Source organism: Ralstonia sp. ASV6 (assembly GCF_016429285.1).
Classification (GTDB): domain Bacteria; phylum Pseudomonadota; class Gammaproteobacteria; order Burkholderiales; family Burkholderiaceae; genus Ralstonia; species Ralstonia flaminis.
In genome coordinates this window covers 1-13,747 of the sequence record NZ_JAELUI010000144.1, presented here as the reverse complement: position 1 = coordinate 13,747, position 13,747 = coordinate 1, and the positions used below count along the sequence as shown (strand labels likewise).

The window sequence follows — 13,747 nt, the reverse complement described above, 5'->3', positions numbered from 1 at the left end:
TCGCTCTTTGACCAGCCTCACGGCCTCAAGCTTGAACTCCCGGCTAAATTGCCGCCTCGTTCCCATAAACCACCTCCAGTTTCATTTTCCACCTTAACAAGGTGTCCATGAAACCGGCAGCAGCCCAGACTGCTAGATCATCAAGAAGCGAGCGCAGTTTCTGATCAGTCCAATTCGCGCTCCGTGCTTCGACCTCGATCAATTCGCGGAATGCCCGCTCCATACCGACAACTTCGGAAGCATCGTTCATCCGTCGCGTGTTCGAGAGCCAGAGCACCCTCTTCTGTATGACCGAAGTAAATGCCGTAGCGTCGCAGTAGTGATAGATGGTTGGCATCGGCTCTCCTGTTGACTTCGTGCCGTGCATTCAGTGGTGGTGCACTACGGACTTTTTGCTTGTTTGGCTACGAATATGGCGAGATTCCAACGATCACTCGTGGCCGTTGCCACTGGCGATCCAGCGCTAGTGCTGACCGGCGCGTGCGGCATTGAGGTCAAATGAGCGAATTTGCGCTAATGAAGCGTCGGTCTTTTCGATTGACTCTTTGAGCGCAGCAAACTCCGCAGGAGGTTCGTCCGCTTGGGTTGCTGGGGACGCGATGGTGACGTCTAACTGATAGTAGGGGTGTGGCAAATTGGCGAAGGTGCCATCACCGGCGACCTGCCGTGCGGCAGACGAAACTTGTATGCCTGGTTGTATGTAAGCTCTGAACTCTTCGGTTGCCTTCGACTGATATGCCAGCGCTTCTCCTAGGCTCGAATACTTCTTGGGGAGGGTGGTAACGGTCCATCTGGGGCCGAAGTGGTACACGGCGGCGTACATCACCTTGGCCAAGGATTCACTAACGCCAGCAGCCCGCATGGCGTTATAGAAGGTGAGATGCACGATTTCCCATTTTTGCTTCCTTTCGACGCATCCGACATCGTGGATGACTGCTGCGTTACGGTACTTGTCGTCCAAAGGACCACCGACGAAGGACCATGCCCATTTCGGAATGGAAGCACCATCCGAGACAAATCCTTTGGGCGCGGTCCATCTGCGTTGAGCGGGGTCGATGTACGAATACGGTTGGAGGAGGCGAACATCGCGCCCGTTGTCCATAAACTTCACCAGCAGTTCGCCTTCAAAGTGTCCGAACTCGTCGGCTGCGATGCTAGGTGAAATGAAAGCGGCTGAAAGTGCACCCACAGAAAGAACCCAGAGCAATCTCTTCTGCATACATCCCCCTCTTTACCAAGCGAATTGTTGTCGTTCACCCTCTATGCGGCGGGGTTGGTGTTTGTCGTGATGCGTAGCCGGCAGCGAGCATTGGTTCCAATGACTCGGATGGGTAGGTTCACGATGCCACATCCGTTGTCAGCGTATTCCAAGCCGTACTCGACTGATGCCATACGAAAGAGGGGGCGCTGGCGTGGACTTTCAGCCCAAGATCATTCGTTCGTGGAGTTCTGGTCGCGAGGTTGCCTGAGACTTATTGCTTTGTTGCAGGCTCAGCGGTTTTGCTCATCGTGCTGGCACAGAGTGTCGGTGTTTGTGCAGTGCGGAAGATTGCTCAATGGGCTATCGCCTGAAGAGCGTTGCAGGGAGCAGCAGAAGCGGACTCGTCACCATAAAGCAGCTTCGATATTTTCTAACCTACTTCGCTATTTTCTAATTTCCTTCGCTACGCCAACACGCACTCACAGCCGAGAAACAGAATCATCGACGGGGTTTCCCTTTCGAGCGAGATTTGCGAGCTTTCCGCAGGCGAATTTCGGCACTCTTTCTAGTCAAAACGAGGGTATCGCCCTGGCGCCATCCCAGAGCAGCCATCACGGCATTGGGAATCTCCAAAATGCGATCCTCACTCCCGTCCCCTGGATTCAGGAGCCTAGTCTTAGACCGGTCAGTTGCACGTGATGTTTTATGTTTCCTTGGCATACAAGATCCTTCGATCAGCAGCCTACTTTTCGACAACCATCGCTGGCGGGAGTGGCGGTGTCCTCCCCTCATGGCCGTCACCGCCGTCGGAAATTTACGCGTTGGTTGTGAAACCAATCGACAGCCGCACAACAGGCTGCGGCACCTTCAGCATGGCGATGTCCTTGCCTGACTCCAGCGCAGTCGCAAATGCATCCTGTACCAAGCGATGTGTTGCGCGCAGATCGATGTCGCTCCGTTCTGACAAAGCTTCTGCCGCACTGGCGTCCAATTCAATGCGCTTGCGGGTAGCACGCTGCAGCCGCCGAATCTCCGCCAAGATGAGCCGAAGCCTTTGCTCGGGCTCGGGTGTTGGGATGTCAAACACCTCTACGCGACTCAATAGTGGAACAGGCACAGCGTTGAGGTCATTGGCCGTCAGGACATAAATGATCCGACTGGCGTCAAACGCCATGCGGAAAAACGTGTCCTGGAACGCGCTTGCCGTTTCAGGCTCAAGTAGATCCAGCAGTACTGGAGTTACCGGGTAGCGGCCATCGCTACCAATCTTGTCCACCTCGTCCAAGATGAGGACAGGCGTCGCCGAGCTGCCGCTGGCGAGCATCTCAATGATCATCCCGGGGCGAGCGTGGTGCCAGGCGCTATCGCTGCCCGCTAGTTGGAAGCTTGCTTGGGCACTCCCGGCGGACCACTTCCGCATCGGCACATTCAAGATTTCTGCCAGCTTCAGCGCGAAGTGCGTTTTTCCCACGCCTGGTTGCCCTGTCAGCAAGATCGGCCGAACGCGAAAGTCCCTCGCCCGCATCGCGCTCATGAGCGTGAGGTCAATCTTCAACTTCTGAATTGGCTCGCGCAGGTTGCCAAACGGCACCTGCGTTGTTTCAAGCTTCTTCAGTGTCGAGCGGGCGCGAGGCAGTGCTCGGTAGCCATCATCAGTGCCCGCTTGCTCCAGCAATGACTGGGCATACCGTTGCTGGCTGCGGTCCGCACCTTGCAGGTTCTCGTTGGCGAGTGCCAGCGCCTCAGCCCCAAAAACTTGAACCTGCCGAGGCCTGGCTCGACGAGGTGTGGGCGCTACTGCCACTGGCGCAACCGTGGAAGGCTCCTCGACCGGGAATCCAGGGATCTTCTCCTCGGGTTCCTTGTTTTCCCGGGCAGCGACAAGAGCGGAACGCGTGTCCGAGGGGATAAGCAACCGCCACGCTTCGGCGCTGCGCAGCGCTGTGAGATCGCCTAGAGGCAAAAACCCAGGGGGAGGGTCCGACGAGTGCTCGGAAGTAGACATGATCCTTCTCCATACGCAAACTTGCGGCATGTAACCGCAGTTGTCCAAGCGGGCAATGCCCGGGACCTATAGGGCTGGGGATCAGCTGACTATTCGCGTACGAACTTGCTCGGGCGGAGCGAGCATGCGGCTGCCCAAATCGACCACTGGAGTCGATTGGTGGCGGTGGATGTCCGTGGCAGCCATGGAGAAGTGAGCGTGAGATGGACCAGTGTTGCTGTGTTTATTAACCATACAACACCACGTGGTTTGGAGCTATCCGGCGAAGTATTGGATCGAGGCTTGCCTTGAAGAGAGGGGCCGTCTGGTGACGGGTTGAGTGGATGCGCGTTCCCAATTTGTGCTGCGCGTCATTGTGGGCGACGATGGATGTGCTGGAAATGGCTTACTGAGGCCTTCTGCCGCAGTTTTGCTATTTTTTCAGCTTCGATAATTTGCAGCCTACTTCGCTATTTTGCAATTTCCTTCGCTACGTCGACAGGTCATATTCTCAACAAGGTCGAGCAGCGCCAGGCATCCTAAGATAAAATCTATCGGCCCCCAAAAGCCGATTGATTGCCATGACGCTCACCGAACTCAAATACATCGTCGCTGTTGCACGAGAACGCCACTTTGGTCGTGCCGCCGAGGCCTGCTTCGTCTCGCAGCCGACGCTGTCGGTCGCCATCAAGAAGCTGGAGGACGAGCTGGCCGTGCAGATCTTCGAGCGCGGCGCGTCGGAGGTGAGCGTCACGCCGGTGGGCGAGCAGATCGTCACGCAGGCCCAGCGCGTGCTGGAGCAGACCATGGCGATCCGCGAGATTGCCAAGCAGGGCATGGACCCGCTGGCCGGGCCGCTGCGCCTGGGGGTGATCTACACGATCGGGCCCTACCTCCTGCCGACGCTGGTCAAGCAGATGATCGACACCGTCCCGCAAATGCCGTTGATGCTGCAGGAGAACTTCACTGTGCGACTGGTGGAGCTGCTCAAGCAGGGCGAGATCGACTGCGCCATCATGGCTGAGCCCTTTTCCGAGGCGGGGCTGATGACGGTGCCGCTGTATGACGAGCCCTTTGTGGTCGCTGTGCCGCGCGGCCATGAACTGGCCAAGGTGTCAGCGGTGGACCCGGAGGCGCTCAAGCAGCAGACCATGCTGCTGCTTGGCAACGGTCATTGCTTCCGTGACCACGTGCTGGGCGTGTGCCCGGAGCTATCGCGCTTCTCGCAGAACGCGGACGGCATCCAGAAGACCTTTGAAGGTTCGTCGTTGGAGACGATCCGCCATATGGTCGCCAGCGGCGTGGGCATCACGGTGCTGCCGCGCACCTCGGTACCTAGGATGCAGCCCGCCCCCACCGATCTGCTGACCTACGTGCCGTTTCAGGAGCCCGTGCCCGACCGCCGCGTCGTGCTGGCCTGGCGCAAGAGCTTTACCCGTATCGCCGCCATCGAGGCGGTGGCCAAGGCGGTCGCGCAATGCGATCTGCCGGGCATCAAACCGCTGCCCTTCACGCCGCTCGTGCACTAAAAACAGCGCTTTTCCCCTGTGAGGGGATTTGTTACGTCCTGTTTATAGTTAATTTCTACCGACGCTATTCATTTAATAAATTTCATTTATCTATGATCCATCAATAAACTTGGTAGATGGATGGCGACTGCACCATGCTTCACTCGGGACGGTTATCAGGCACTTCGGGTTGCTGAGCGGTTCGCGCGGCACCATCACCCGTGCGATGGCGAGTGTGCTGGAGCGCCCCCAGCTTGCTGAGCGGCATGGGCGTTAAGGTGGCGCTGGGCTCGAAATCAATCAATGGCAGTACGGTACGTGGCGAAAACCAAGCCACGCCACGCGCCGATGCTTAGGAGGAAGATCATGGCGATGGTGCAGATGTTTGTTTCGGAGTGGCAGGCGTTTGCGGGCGCGGTACGGGCCTCGCGCGCCGAGGTGCCGACGTTGTCTGGCATGCCCGGCAGCGCGGCCGACAGCCGAGGCACGCGCACCACCGAGTACGCCCGCCTGCAGCGCAAGTGGGTACGCAAGCAGATCGGCCTGACTATCGTGGCCGCCGGCGTCATGATTGTGTTCTTGCACGGCATGGTGCAACTGACGGCCTGATTGCCTGCGTCACAGACGGAGGCAATCATCGGAACTTGTCGCGTTAGCGGCAACCGAACGAGATGCTTGAAGCACGTGCGGTCCGACCCAACCCGGGTTAGATCCCGCGTTTTTGCACACCACTTTTTCAGGGGAATCCAGATGGCAAAGAAGAACAACGGCACCACTGTCGCCGCCCAGATCAACATCGGTATCGCCGACAAGGACCGCAAGAAGATCGCCGAGGGCCTGTCGCGCCTGCTGGCTGATACCTATTCGCTTTACCTGAAGACCCACTACTTCCACTGGAACGTCACGGGCCCGATGTTCAACACGCTGCATCTGATGTTTGAGACGCAGTACAACGAACTGTGGAACGCCGTTGATCCGGTGGCTGAACGCATTCGCGCCCTGGGCTATCCGGCACCGGGCTCGTATACCGAATTCGCCAAGCTGTCGTCGATTCCGGAATCGAAGGGCGTGCCTGAGGCAATGGACATGGTGCGCGAGCTGGTGGCCGGCCATGAAGCCGTGACGCGCACCGCCCGCAGCCTGTTCCCGGACGTCGATAAGGCCGCTGACGAACCGACCGCCGATTTGCTCACGCAACGCATGGACATCCACGAAAAGACCGCGTGGATGCTGCGCTCGCTGCTGGCATAAGTCTGCACGAGCGGTCGCGCCGCCAAGAGACGACAGGCGTTTCGACAACATTGAATTCCTCCCCCCTCCCGTCAGCCTGCTGTGTTGCGGGTGGGGCTTTCCTCCCAGACCCAAACGAGAGAGCGATGACTACTGAAGCCAAATGCCCGTTTTCCAGCCAGGCGCTTGCGGCCTCCCAGGCCGTGAGTGGTGGCACGACCAACAAAGACTGGTGGCCCAATCAACTGCGCGTTGATCTGCTCGCCCAGCATTCCGAAAAATCTGATCCGCTTGGTACCAAGTTCGACTACCGCAAGTCTTTCCAGGCGCTGGACTACAACGCCCTCAAGGCTGACCTGCGCCGCTTGATGACCGATTCGCAGGACTGGTGGCCGGCAGACTTCGGCCACTATGGCCCGCAGTTCATCCGCATGGCCTGGCATGCCGCCGGCACCTACCGCACCGGCGACGGCCGTGGCGGTGCTGGCCGTGGCCAGCAGCGTTTTGCACCGCTGAATTCGTGGCCCGACAACGTCAACATCGACAAGTCGCGCCGCCTGCTGTGGCCGATCAAGCAGAAGTACGGCCAGGCAATCTCGTGGGCCGACCTGCTGATCCTGACCGGCAACGTTGCCCTCGAGACCATGGGCTTCCGCACCTTCGGCTTTGCTGCTGGCCGTGAAGACACCTGGGAACCGGACAACGACGTTTACTGGGGCGCCGAGAAAACCTGGCTCGCCCCGACCAACAACCCCCACAGCCGCTATTCGGGCGAGCGCGATCTCGACAACCCGCTCGCCGCCGTGCAGATGGGCTTGATCTACGTGAACCCGGAAGGCCCGGACGGCAACGGTGACCCGATCGCCGCTGCACACGACATTCGCGAAACCTTCGCCCGCATGGCGATGGACGATGAAGAAACTGTGGCGCTGATCGCCGGCGGTCACACCTTCGGCAAGACGCACGGCGCCGGTCCGGCGAGCAACGTCGGCCCGGACGTTGAAGCTGCACCGCTTGAGGCGCAGGGCCTTGGCTGGGCGAGCACCTACCAGTCCGGCAAGGGCGCGGATGCGATCACCAGCGGGCTGGAAGTCACCTGGACGCAGACGCCTGCGCAATGGAGCAACTCCTTCTTCGAGAACCTGTTCAAGTACGAGTGGGTGCAGGAGAAGAGCCCGGCAGGCGCGCTGCAATGGGTTGCCAAGGATGCCGAGGCGATCATCCCGGGCCCGACGCCCGATTCGCCCAAGCGTCGCCCCACCATGCTGACCACGGACCTGTCGCTGCGTCTGGACCCGGCCTACGAGAAGATTTCGCGTCGTTTCCTCGACAACCCGCAGGCCTTTGCCGAAGCCTTCGCACGCGCCTGGTTCAAGCTGACCCACCGCGATCTGGGACCGAAGTCGCGCTACCTCGGCCCCGAAGTGCCGCGTGAAGATCTGATCTGGCAAGATCCGCTGCCGGCCGCAACGCACAAGCCGACCGAGGCTGACATCGCCGACCTTAAGGCGAAGATCGAGGCGTCTGGTCTGTCGGCGTCGGAACTGGTGGCGGTGGCCTGGGCATCTGCCTCGACCTTCCGCGGTTCAGACAAGCGTGGCGGCGCCAACGGTGCCCGCATTCGCCTGGCACCGCAAAAGGATTGGGCCGTCAACCAGCCGGTCGCAGGTGCACTGGCCAAGCTGGAAGCGATTCAGCAGGCCTCGGGCAAGGCTTCGCTGGCAGATGTGATCGTGCTGGCAGGCAGCGTGGGTATCGAACTGGCAGCCAAGGCGGCGGGCACGAGCATCACTGTGCCGTTCACGCCGGGCCGCGTCGATGCCACGGTCGAACAGACCGATCCGGTCGCGATGGCCGTGCTCGAACCGATTGCCGATGGCTTCCGCAATTTCCAGAAGGCCAAGTTCTCGGTGCCGGCTGAAGCGCTGCTGATCGACAAGGCCCAGCTGCTGACGCTGACGGCGCCCGAGTTGACGGTGCTGATCGGTGGCCTGCGCGCCATCAACATCAACGCGGATGGCAGCAAGAACGGTGTCTTCACTGCCACGCCCGGCGCGCTGACCAACGATTTCTTCGTCAACCTGCTCGACATGGGCACGGAGTGGAAGGCAGCCGGTGACATCTACGAAGGCGTTGATCGCAAAACGGGTCAGGTCAAGTGGACTGGCACGCGCGTTGATCTGGTGTTCGGCTCGAACTCGATCCTGCGTGCGCTGGCCGAGGTGTACGGCAGTGCTGACAGCAAGCAGCGTTTCCTCAGTGATTTCGTTGCCGCCTGGGTCAAGGTGATGAATGCCGATCGTTTTGATCTGGCCTAAGCCTCAAGCCTGAGCCATCAGGCAACAGGACTAAAATGGCGCCTTGCCTCGTGCAGGCGCCATTTTTCTTTGGTGATTCCCATGCAGTCGTCCGCCGCTCAACCCAGCCGTCTCATCCTCTATGCGCGCCTGATGCGCATGGATAAGCCGATCGGCACGGTGCTGCTGCTGTGGCCGACGCTGTGGGCGCTGTGGATGGCGTCCGACGGGCATCCGCCGCTGTCGCTGGTGCTGATCTTCACGGTCGGCACGTTCCTGATGCGCTCGGCCGGCTGCGCCGTCAACGATTGGGCCGATCGCGATTTCGACAAGCACGTCAAACGCACCAAGGAGCGGCCGATTACCGCTGGCCTGATTGCGCCGTGGGAGGCGCTGGCCGTGGCCGGTGTGCTGTCGCTCATCGCCTTCACGCTCATCCTGCCGCTCAATGCGCTGACCAAGTGGATGTCGGTCGCGGCCATTGTGATTGCCGGCACGTACCCGTTCTTCAAGCGTTTTTTTGCGATTCCGCAGGCGTATCTGGGCATTGCGTTCGGCTTCGGCATTCCGATGGCGTATGCGGCGGTGCAGGATCAGGTGCCGATGCTCGCCTGGCTCATGCTCATCGGCAACGTGTTCTGGGCCGTCGCCTACGACACCGCCTACGCCATGGTCGATCGCGACGACGATCTGCACATCGACATCAAGACTTCAGCCATCACCTTCGGCCGTTATGACGTGGCGGCCATCATGCTGTGCTATGTGGCCTTCTTCGGCATCATGGCCTGGGCCGGCTATGTGATGGCGCTGGGCGTAGCCTTCTGGATCGGGATGGCGGCGGCCGTAGCACTTGCGCTCTGGTACTACCCCATGCTGCGCACGCGGGACCGCATGAAGTGCTTCTTCGTCTTCCGCCACAACAACTGGCTGGGCGCGTGCGTGTTTGCCGGCGTGGCGGTGGCCTACGCGCTGCGCTAGAAGAGCAGTTTGAGCGTCTTGTAGACCAGTGCGGTGCTGGCGCCACATGCCGCCGCAAAGATGAGCACGCGGATGGCCTCCCAGAAGGCGTCGGTGCATTCGCCGCGCAATGCCGACACGATGTCGGGTTGCAGCGCCATGCGCAGGCTGCGCAGAAAGCCGTGGCGATCGCCAAAGAGCTGGACCCACAACCAAGCCTCCAGCGGCAGCGCCAGCACGGCTGCTGCCTTGAGCAATCCCGGCTGCTCGATCAGGAGGGGGCCGGTGTCCATGCGGCGCTTGCCTGCGATCAGTCGCGACCGAATTCCTCGCCCATTTCCTTGCCGCGCGCAGCGGCGGCGTGCATCGCGCGCACGAAGGCAGCCTTGATGCCGGCGCCGTCCATGGCGGTGAGCGCCGCGTAGGTCGTACCGCCCTTGGAGGTCACGCGCTCGCGCAACACTTCCACCGGCTCGTTCGACTGCCCAGCCAGCGTAGCCGCACCGATGAACGTTTCCACAGCCAGCGTACGGCCATCTTCCGCCGACAGGCCAAGTTCCTGAGCCGCCTGTTGCATCGCCTCGATGAAATAGAACACGTAGGCCGGGCCGCTGCCCGAGATGGCAGTCACGGCATCGATCTGTGCCTCGGCAGGGACCCACACGCTTTTGCCGACGGCATTGGCGACGGCACTGGCCGTGGCGCGATCCGCTTCGGACAGGCCGGTGTTGGCCGCGAGCCCTGTCATGCCCAGGCCCGACAGCGCGGGTGTGTTCGGCATCGCACGCACGATGCGCGCATGGCCATTCAGCCAGCGCGACAGGTCTTGAATGCGGATGCCCGCCGCCACCGACAGCACCAGGCTGTTGCCCAGATGCGGGGCGAGTTGTGCGCACACTTCGCGCATCTGCTGCGGCTTGACAGCCAGGACGATCACGTCGCGGTCGGCCAGTTCGGCGCCGGGGGCGGCAGCCGTACGGGCGCCCCAGGTTTGTTCGGCGCGGGCGCGGGCCGGCTCGGTCGGGTCCACCACCACGATGTTGGCGCCGTGCGCGCCCTTGGCAATCAGGCCGCCGATGAGGGCTGCCGCCATGTTGCCGCCGCCGATGAAGCCGAGTTTCAGAGTGTCGAGCATGAGAGTGGTGGGGTGAAGAACAACAGGAAACAGGAAATCAGGCGGGCGCGTGCGCATACTGCCGCGCCCCGAAAATGGCGCTGCCGACACGCACGATGGTGGCGCCTTCGGCAATCGCATCTTCCAGATCGGCGGACATGCCCATCGACAGTGTATCGATGGCAATGCCGGCGTCTCGCAGCTGATTGGCCAGTCTGCTCAGGGCGGCAAAAGGTGCGCGCTGGGCAGCCGGGTCGTCGGTCGGCTCTGGCACGGCCATCAGGCCGCGCAGTTGCAAGCGGGGCAGGGCGGCCACGGCGCGTGCCACGGCAAGGACCTCGTCAAAGTCGGGCAACAGGCCGTGTTTGCTGGCTTGGCGGCTGATATTGATTTCCAGGCAGACCTGCAGCGGCGGCAGGATATCGGGGCGCTGGGCAGACAGGCGCTCGGCAATCTTGAGCCGGTCGACGCTGTGCACCCAGTCGAAACGCTCGGCCACGGCACGCGTCTTATTGCTTTGCAGCGGGCCGATGAAGTGCCAGCCGATCGGGTTGGGGCCCGTGCGGAGGTCGGCCAGCGCATCGATTTTGGCGATGCCTTCCTGCACGTAGTTCTCGCCGAAGAGGCGTTGTCCGGCAGCGTGCGCGGCACGCACCGCATCGGCGTCGAACGTCTTGGAAACAGCCAGCAATATGACACCGGCAGGGTCGCGCGAAGCCAGTGTGCAGGCCGTTGTGATCCGCTGACGCACGGCTTGCAAGTTGGCGGCGATTACAGACATAATCCGGCGACGTTTGTTACAAATAAACAAGGCTCCGGCACGTTGTTGACAGTGTCGGCAGCACCCGGGGAAGCGCCATTGCGACGCCTGGGCGACATAAAAAAGTCGGGGGTCATTATAAGATGGACATCGCGCAGCTTCTGGCGTTTTCCGCCAAGAACAAAGCGTCGGACTTGCACCTGTCGGCCGGCTTGCCGCCGATGATCCGGATTCACGGCGATATGCGCCGGATCAACGTGCCACCGCTCACGCACCAGGACGTGCACTCCATGGTGTACGACATCATGAGTGACGGGCAGCGCAAGGTCTACGAAGAAAACCTGGAAGTCGACTTTTCGTTTGAGATCCCGGGGCTCTCACGTTTCCGGGTCAACGCGTTCAACCAGAACCGTGGTGCTTCGGCGGTGTTCCGGACGATTCCGTCCAAGGTGCTGTCGCTGGACGATCTGAAGGCGCCGGCTGTGTTTGCCGACTTGGCCATGAAGCCGCGCGGCCTGGTGCTGGTGACGGGCCCGACGGGCTCGGGCAAGTCGACCACGCTGGCGGCCATGGTGAACCACCGCAACGAAAACGACATGGGCCACATCCTCACGGTGGAGGACCCGATCGAATTCGTGCACGAATCCAAGAAGAGCCTGATCAACCAGCGCGAACTGGGGCCGCACACGCACTCGTTCGCCAACGCGTTGAAGTCGGCACTGCGTGAAGACCCGGACGTGGTCCTGGTCGGCGAATTGCGTGACCTTGAGACCATTCGCCTAGCGCTTACCGCGGCCGAAACCGGTCACTTGGTGTTCGGCACGCTGCACACCAGCTCGGCCGCGAAAACCATCGACCGTGTCGTCGACGTGTTCCCGTCGGACGAAAAGGAAATGGTCCGCACCATGCTTTCCGAATCGCTGGAAGCGGTGATCTCGCAGACGCTGCTCAAGACGCGCGACGGTTCGGGCCGGATTGCAGCGCACGAGATCATGATTGCCACGCCGGCCATCCGCCACCTGATCCGCGAGAACAAGATCTCGCAGATGTACTCGATGATGCAGACCAGCAGCGGCATGGGCATGCAGACGCTCGATCAGTGCCTGTCGGAGCTCATCAAGCGCTCGGCGATCAACTACGCAGACGCACGCGCCATCGCCAAGAACCCGGACGCGTTCGCGAGCTGATGCACTGATGCGCTAACTGGCACTGACCCGTTAGCGCGCACACCAATTCCTTTCAGGAGGGGCACGCCATGCTGGACCGCGAAGCCGCCACCAAATACATCCACGAACTCTTGCAGTTGATGGTGAACAGCCGTGGCTCGGACTTGTTCATCACGTCGGAATTCCCGCCCGCCATCAAGGTGGACGGCAAGGTCACGCCGATCTCGCAGCAGCCGCTGAACGCTGGTCAGGCCATCGGTCTGGTCAAGTCGATCATGAACGAGAGGCAACTGCGTGAGTACGAAGACACCTCCGAGTGCAACTTCGCCATCACGGCACCGGGCGCGGGGCGTTTCCGTGTGTCGGCGTTCATCCAGCAGGGCCGCGCCGGCATGGTGCTGCGGACCATCAATACGAAGATCCCCTCGCTGGGCGAGCTGGACCTGCCGCCGATCTTGAACGAGATCGTGATGAGCAAGCGCGGGCTGGTGATCGTGGTGGGTGCCACGGGCTCGGGCAAGTCGACCTCGCTGGCGGCGATGGTGGGCTACCGCAACGCCAATTCGTACGGCCACATCATCACCATCGAAGACCCGGTCGAATACGTGCACGCGCACCAGAACTGCGTGGTGACGCAGCGTGAGGTGGGTGTCGATACCGAGTCGTGGCACGTGGCGCTGAAGAACACGCTGCGCCAAGCGCCCGACGTGATCCTGATCGGCGAAATTCGTGACCGCGACACGATGGAATACGCCATCCAGTACGCGGAAACCGGCCACCTGTGCCTGGCTACGCTGCACGCCAACAGCTCGAACCAGGCCATCGACCGGATCATCAACTTCTTCCCGGAAGAGAAGCGTCAGCAGTTGCTGATCGACCTGTCGCTGAACCTGCGCGCCATGATTGCGCAGCGTCTGCTGCCGCGTCAGGGCAAGAAGGGCCGCGTGCCGGCGGTGGAGATCATGCTGGCGACGCCGCTGGTGCAGGACCTCATCTTCAAGGGCGAGGTGCACGAGCTGAAGGAGGTCATGAAGAAGTCCCGCGAGCAGGGGATGATCTCGTTCGACCAGGCGCTCTTCGAGCTGTATGAAGAGGGCAAGATCAGCTACGAAGATGCGCTGCGCAATGCCGACTCGCTCAACGACCTGCGCCTGCAGATCAAACTGCACAGCAAGCGGGGTGGGCAGACTGATTTGTCGGCGGGTACTGAGCATCTGAACGTGGTGTGATGTTTGTTGTGGGATGGATGCGGTTGGTGGTCCATCCCTTGTTTCATCCCCTGCCGGGGCTGACTCACTTTTCTTTGTCTTGCCAAAGAAAAGTAAGCAAAAGAAAGGCGCGCCCGAGATGGCGACCCCCTCCTTGAATTTCTGTCGCAGGGAGGGAGAGCGGGCAAACTCGCTGCGCTCAGACAGGCCCGCTCTCTTTTTCCTCCCTGCAACACAAATTCAAGGCGCCATCTAGGGCTCCAACTGCCAAACCGACGGGGTGCGCGCGTGAGCGTTGCCGTCGGGTAGACGTGATCGTGTT

At 61.0% G+C, this 13,747-nt stretch carries 13 protein-coding genes; 7 read left to right on the top strand and 6 right to left on the bottom strand.

Annotated elements, in window-relative coordinates; translation table 11 throughout:
* Nucleotides 1–43 precede the first annotated feature (43 nt).
* From JHD73_RS22560 to JHD73_RS22550, 3 genes are all read right to left on the bottom strand, one after another.
* Nucleotides 44–337 (bottom strand): hypothetical protein, encoded by a 294-nt coding sequence (locus JHD73_RS22560; RefSeq protein WP_199032418.1) that lies wholly within the window; start codon nucleotides 335–337, stop codon nucleotides 44–46.
* A 126-nt stretch (nucleotides 338–463) separates the two neighbouring features.
* Nucleotides 464–1,219: a DUF1353 domain-containing protein gene (locus JHD73_RS22555; protein WP_199032417.1), complete on the bottom strand. Its 756-nt coding sequence runs from the start codon at nucleotides 1,217–1,219 to the stop codon at nucleotides 464–466.
* A 796-nt stretch (nucleotides 1,220–2,015) separates the two neighbouring features.
* Nucleotides 2,016–3,206: an AAA family ATPase gene (locus tag JHD73_RS22550; RefSeq protein ID WP_199032416.1), complete on the bottom strand. Its 1,191-nt coding sequence runs from the start codon at nucleotides 3,204–3,206 to the stop codon at nucleotides 2,016–2,018.
* Nucleotides 3,207–3,766: 560 nt separating this feature from the next.
* Here JHD73_RS22550 and JHD73_RS22545 point away from each other — a divergent pair.
* The 5 genes from JHD73_RS22545 to ubiA all read left to right on the top strand — a co-directional run bounded on the left by JHD73_RS22545 (nucleotide 3,767) and on the right by ubiA (nucleotide 9,198).
* Nucleotides 3,767–4,714 carry a LysR substrate-binding domain-containing protein gene (locus JHD73_RS22545; protein ID WP_199032415.1) on the top strand — a complete coding sequence of 316 codons (948 nt, stop codon included), beginning with the start codon at nucleotides 3,767–3,769 and terminating at the stop codon, nucleotides 4,712–4,714.
* A 345-nt stretch (nucleotides 4,715–5,059) separates the two neighbouring features.
* Nucleotides 5,060–5,302 (top strand): hypothetical protein, encoded by a 243-nt coding sequence (locus JHD73_RS22540; RefSeq protein WP_199032419.1) that lies wholly within the window; start codon nucleotides 5,060–5,062, stop codon nucleotides 5,300–5,302.
* 141 nt (nucleotides 5,303–5,443) lie between these two features.
* Nucleotides 5,444–5,944, top strand: coding sequence for a Dps family protein (locus JHD73_RS22535; protein WP_199032414.1), 501 nt, complete (start codon nucleotides 5,444–5,446; stop codon nucleotides 5,942–5,944).
* A gap of 125 nt (nucleotides 5,945–6,069) precedes the next feature.
* Nucleotides 6,070–8,241 carry a catalase/peroxidase HPI gene (gene katG / locus JHD73_RS22530; protein WP_199032413.1) on the top strand — a complete coding sequence of 724 codons (2,172 nt, stop codon included), beginning with the start codon at nucleotides 6,070–6,072 and terminating at the stop codon, nucleotides 8,239–8,241.
* Between the two features lie 81 nt (nucleotides 8,242–8,322).
* Nucleotides 8,323–9,198, top strand: a complete 876-nt coding sequence (ubiA, locus tag JHD73_RS22525; RefSeq protein ID WP_199032412.1) for a 4-hydroxybenzoate octaprenyltransferase — start codon at nucleotides 8,323–8,325, stop codon at nucleotides 9,196–9,198.
* Here ubiA and JHD73_RS22520 read toward each other — a convergent pair.
* From JHD73_RS22520 to JHD73_RS22510, 3 genes are read right to left on the bottom strand one after another with little or no spacing between them, the layout of a single operon-like run.
* Complete coding sequence (locus tag JHD73_RS22520) at nucleotides 9,195–9,470, bottom strand: hypothetical protein (protein WP_199032411.1); 276 nt, start codon at nucleotides 9,468–9,470, stop codon at nucleotides 9,195–9,197. The two genes, ubiA and JHD73_RS22520, sit on opposite strands and share 4 nt — an antisense overlap.
* Before the next feature lie 17 nt (nucleotides 9,471–9,487).
* Complete coding sequence (gene proC, locus JHD73_RS22515; RefSeq protein ID WP_199032410.1) at nucleotides 9,488–10,312, bottom strand: pyrroline-5-carboxylate reductase; 825 nt, start codon at nucleotides 10,310–10,312, stop codon at nucleotides 9,488–9,490.
* A gap of 37 nt (nucleotides 10,313–10,349) precedes the next feature.
* Nucleotides 10,350–11,072, bottom strand: coding sequence for a YggS family pyridoxal phosphate-dependent enzyme (locus JHD73_RS22510; RefSeq protein WP_199032409.1), 723 nt, complete (start codon nucleotides 11,070–11,072; stop codon nucleotides 10,350–10,352).
* A gap of 122 nt (nucleotides 11,073–11,194) precedes the next feature.
* On the opposite strand from JHD73_RS22510, the gene JHD73_RS22505 reads away from it, so the two are divergent.
* Entirely contained in the window at nucleotides 11,195–12,238 is a 1,044-nt protein-coding gene (locus JHD73_RS22505; protein ID WP_024974790.1) for a type IV pilus twitching motility protein PilT, read from the top strand.
* Between the two features lie 68 nt (nucleotides 12,239–12,306).
* A complete protein-coding gene (locus JHD73_RS22500) occupies nucleotides 12,307–13,446 on the top strand; it encodes a PilT/PilU family type 4a pilus ATPase (RefSeq protein WP_199032408.1) in 1,140 nt (379 codons plus the stop codon).
* Nucleotides 13,447–13,747: the final 301 nt, after the last annotated feature.

What these genes read in the sequence shown, in the direction of transcription:
- JHD73_RS22540 (WP_199032419.1), top strand. Translation starts at nt 5,060, where the DNA reads ATGGCGATGGTGCAGATGTTTGTTTCGGAGTGGCAGGCGTTTGCGGGC.
- JHD73_RS22520 (WP_199032411.1), bottom strand. Translation starts at nt 9,470, where the DNA reads ATGGACACCGGCCCCCTCCTGATCGAGCAGCCGGGATTGCTCAAGGCA.
- JHD73_RS22555 (WP_199032417.1), bottom strand. Translation starts at nt 1,219, where the DNA reads ATGCAGAAGAGATTGCTCTGGGTTCTTTCTGTGGGTGCACTTTCAGCC.
- JHD73_RS22560 (WP_199032418.1), bottom strand. Translation starts at nt 337, where the DNA reads ATGCCAACCATCTATCACTACTGCGACGCTACGGCATTTACTTCGGTC.
- ubiA (WP_199032412.1), top strand. Translation starts at nt 8,323, where the DNA reads ATGCAGTCGTCCGCCGCTCAACCCAGCCGTCTCATCCTCTATGCGCGC.
- JHD73_RS22550 (WP_199032416.1), bottom strand. Translation starts at nt 3,206, where the DNA reads ATGTCTACTTCCGAGCACTCGTCGGACCCTCCCCCTGGGTTTTTGCCT.
- JHD73_RS22535 (WP_199032414.1), top strand. Translation starts at nt 5,444, where the DNA reads ATGGCAAAGAAGAACAACGGCACCACTGTCGCCGCCCAGATCAACATC.
- JHD73_RS22545 (WP_199032415.1), top strand. Translation starts at nt 3,767, where the DNA reads ATGACGCTCACCGAACTCAAATACATCGTCGCTGTTGCACGAGAACGC.
- JHD73_RS22510 (WP_199032409.1), bottom strand. Translation starts at nt 11,072, where the DNA reads ATGTCTGTAATCGCCGCCAACTTGCAAGCCGTGCGTCAGCGGATCACA.
- JHD73_RS22505 (WP_024974790.1), top strand. Translation starts at nt 11,195, where the DNA reads ATGGACATCGCGCAGCTTCTGGCGTTTTCCGCCAAGAACAAAGCGTCG.
- JHD73_RS22500 (WP_199032408.1), top strand. Translation starts at nt 12,307, where the DNA reads ATGCTGGACCGCGAAGCCGCCACCAAATACATCCACGAACTCTTGCAG.
- proC (WP_199032410.1), bottom strand. Translation starts at nt 10,312, where the DNA reads ATGCTCGACACTCTGAAACTCGGCTTCATCGGCGGCGGCAACATGGCG.
- katG (WP_199032413.1), top strand. Translation starts at nt 6,070, where the DNA reads ATGACTACTGAAGCCAAATGCCCGTTTTCCAGCCAGGCGCTTGCGGCC.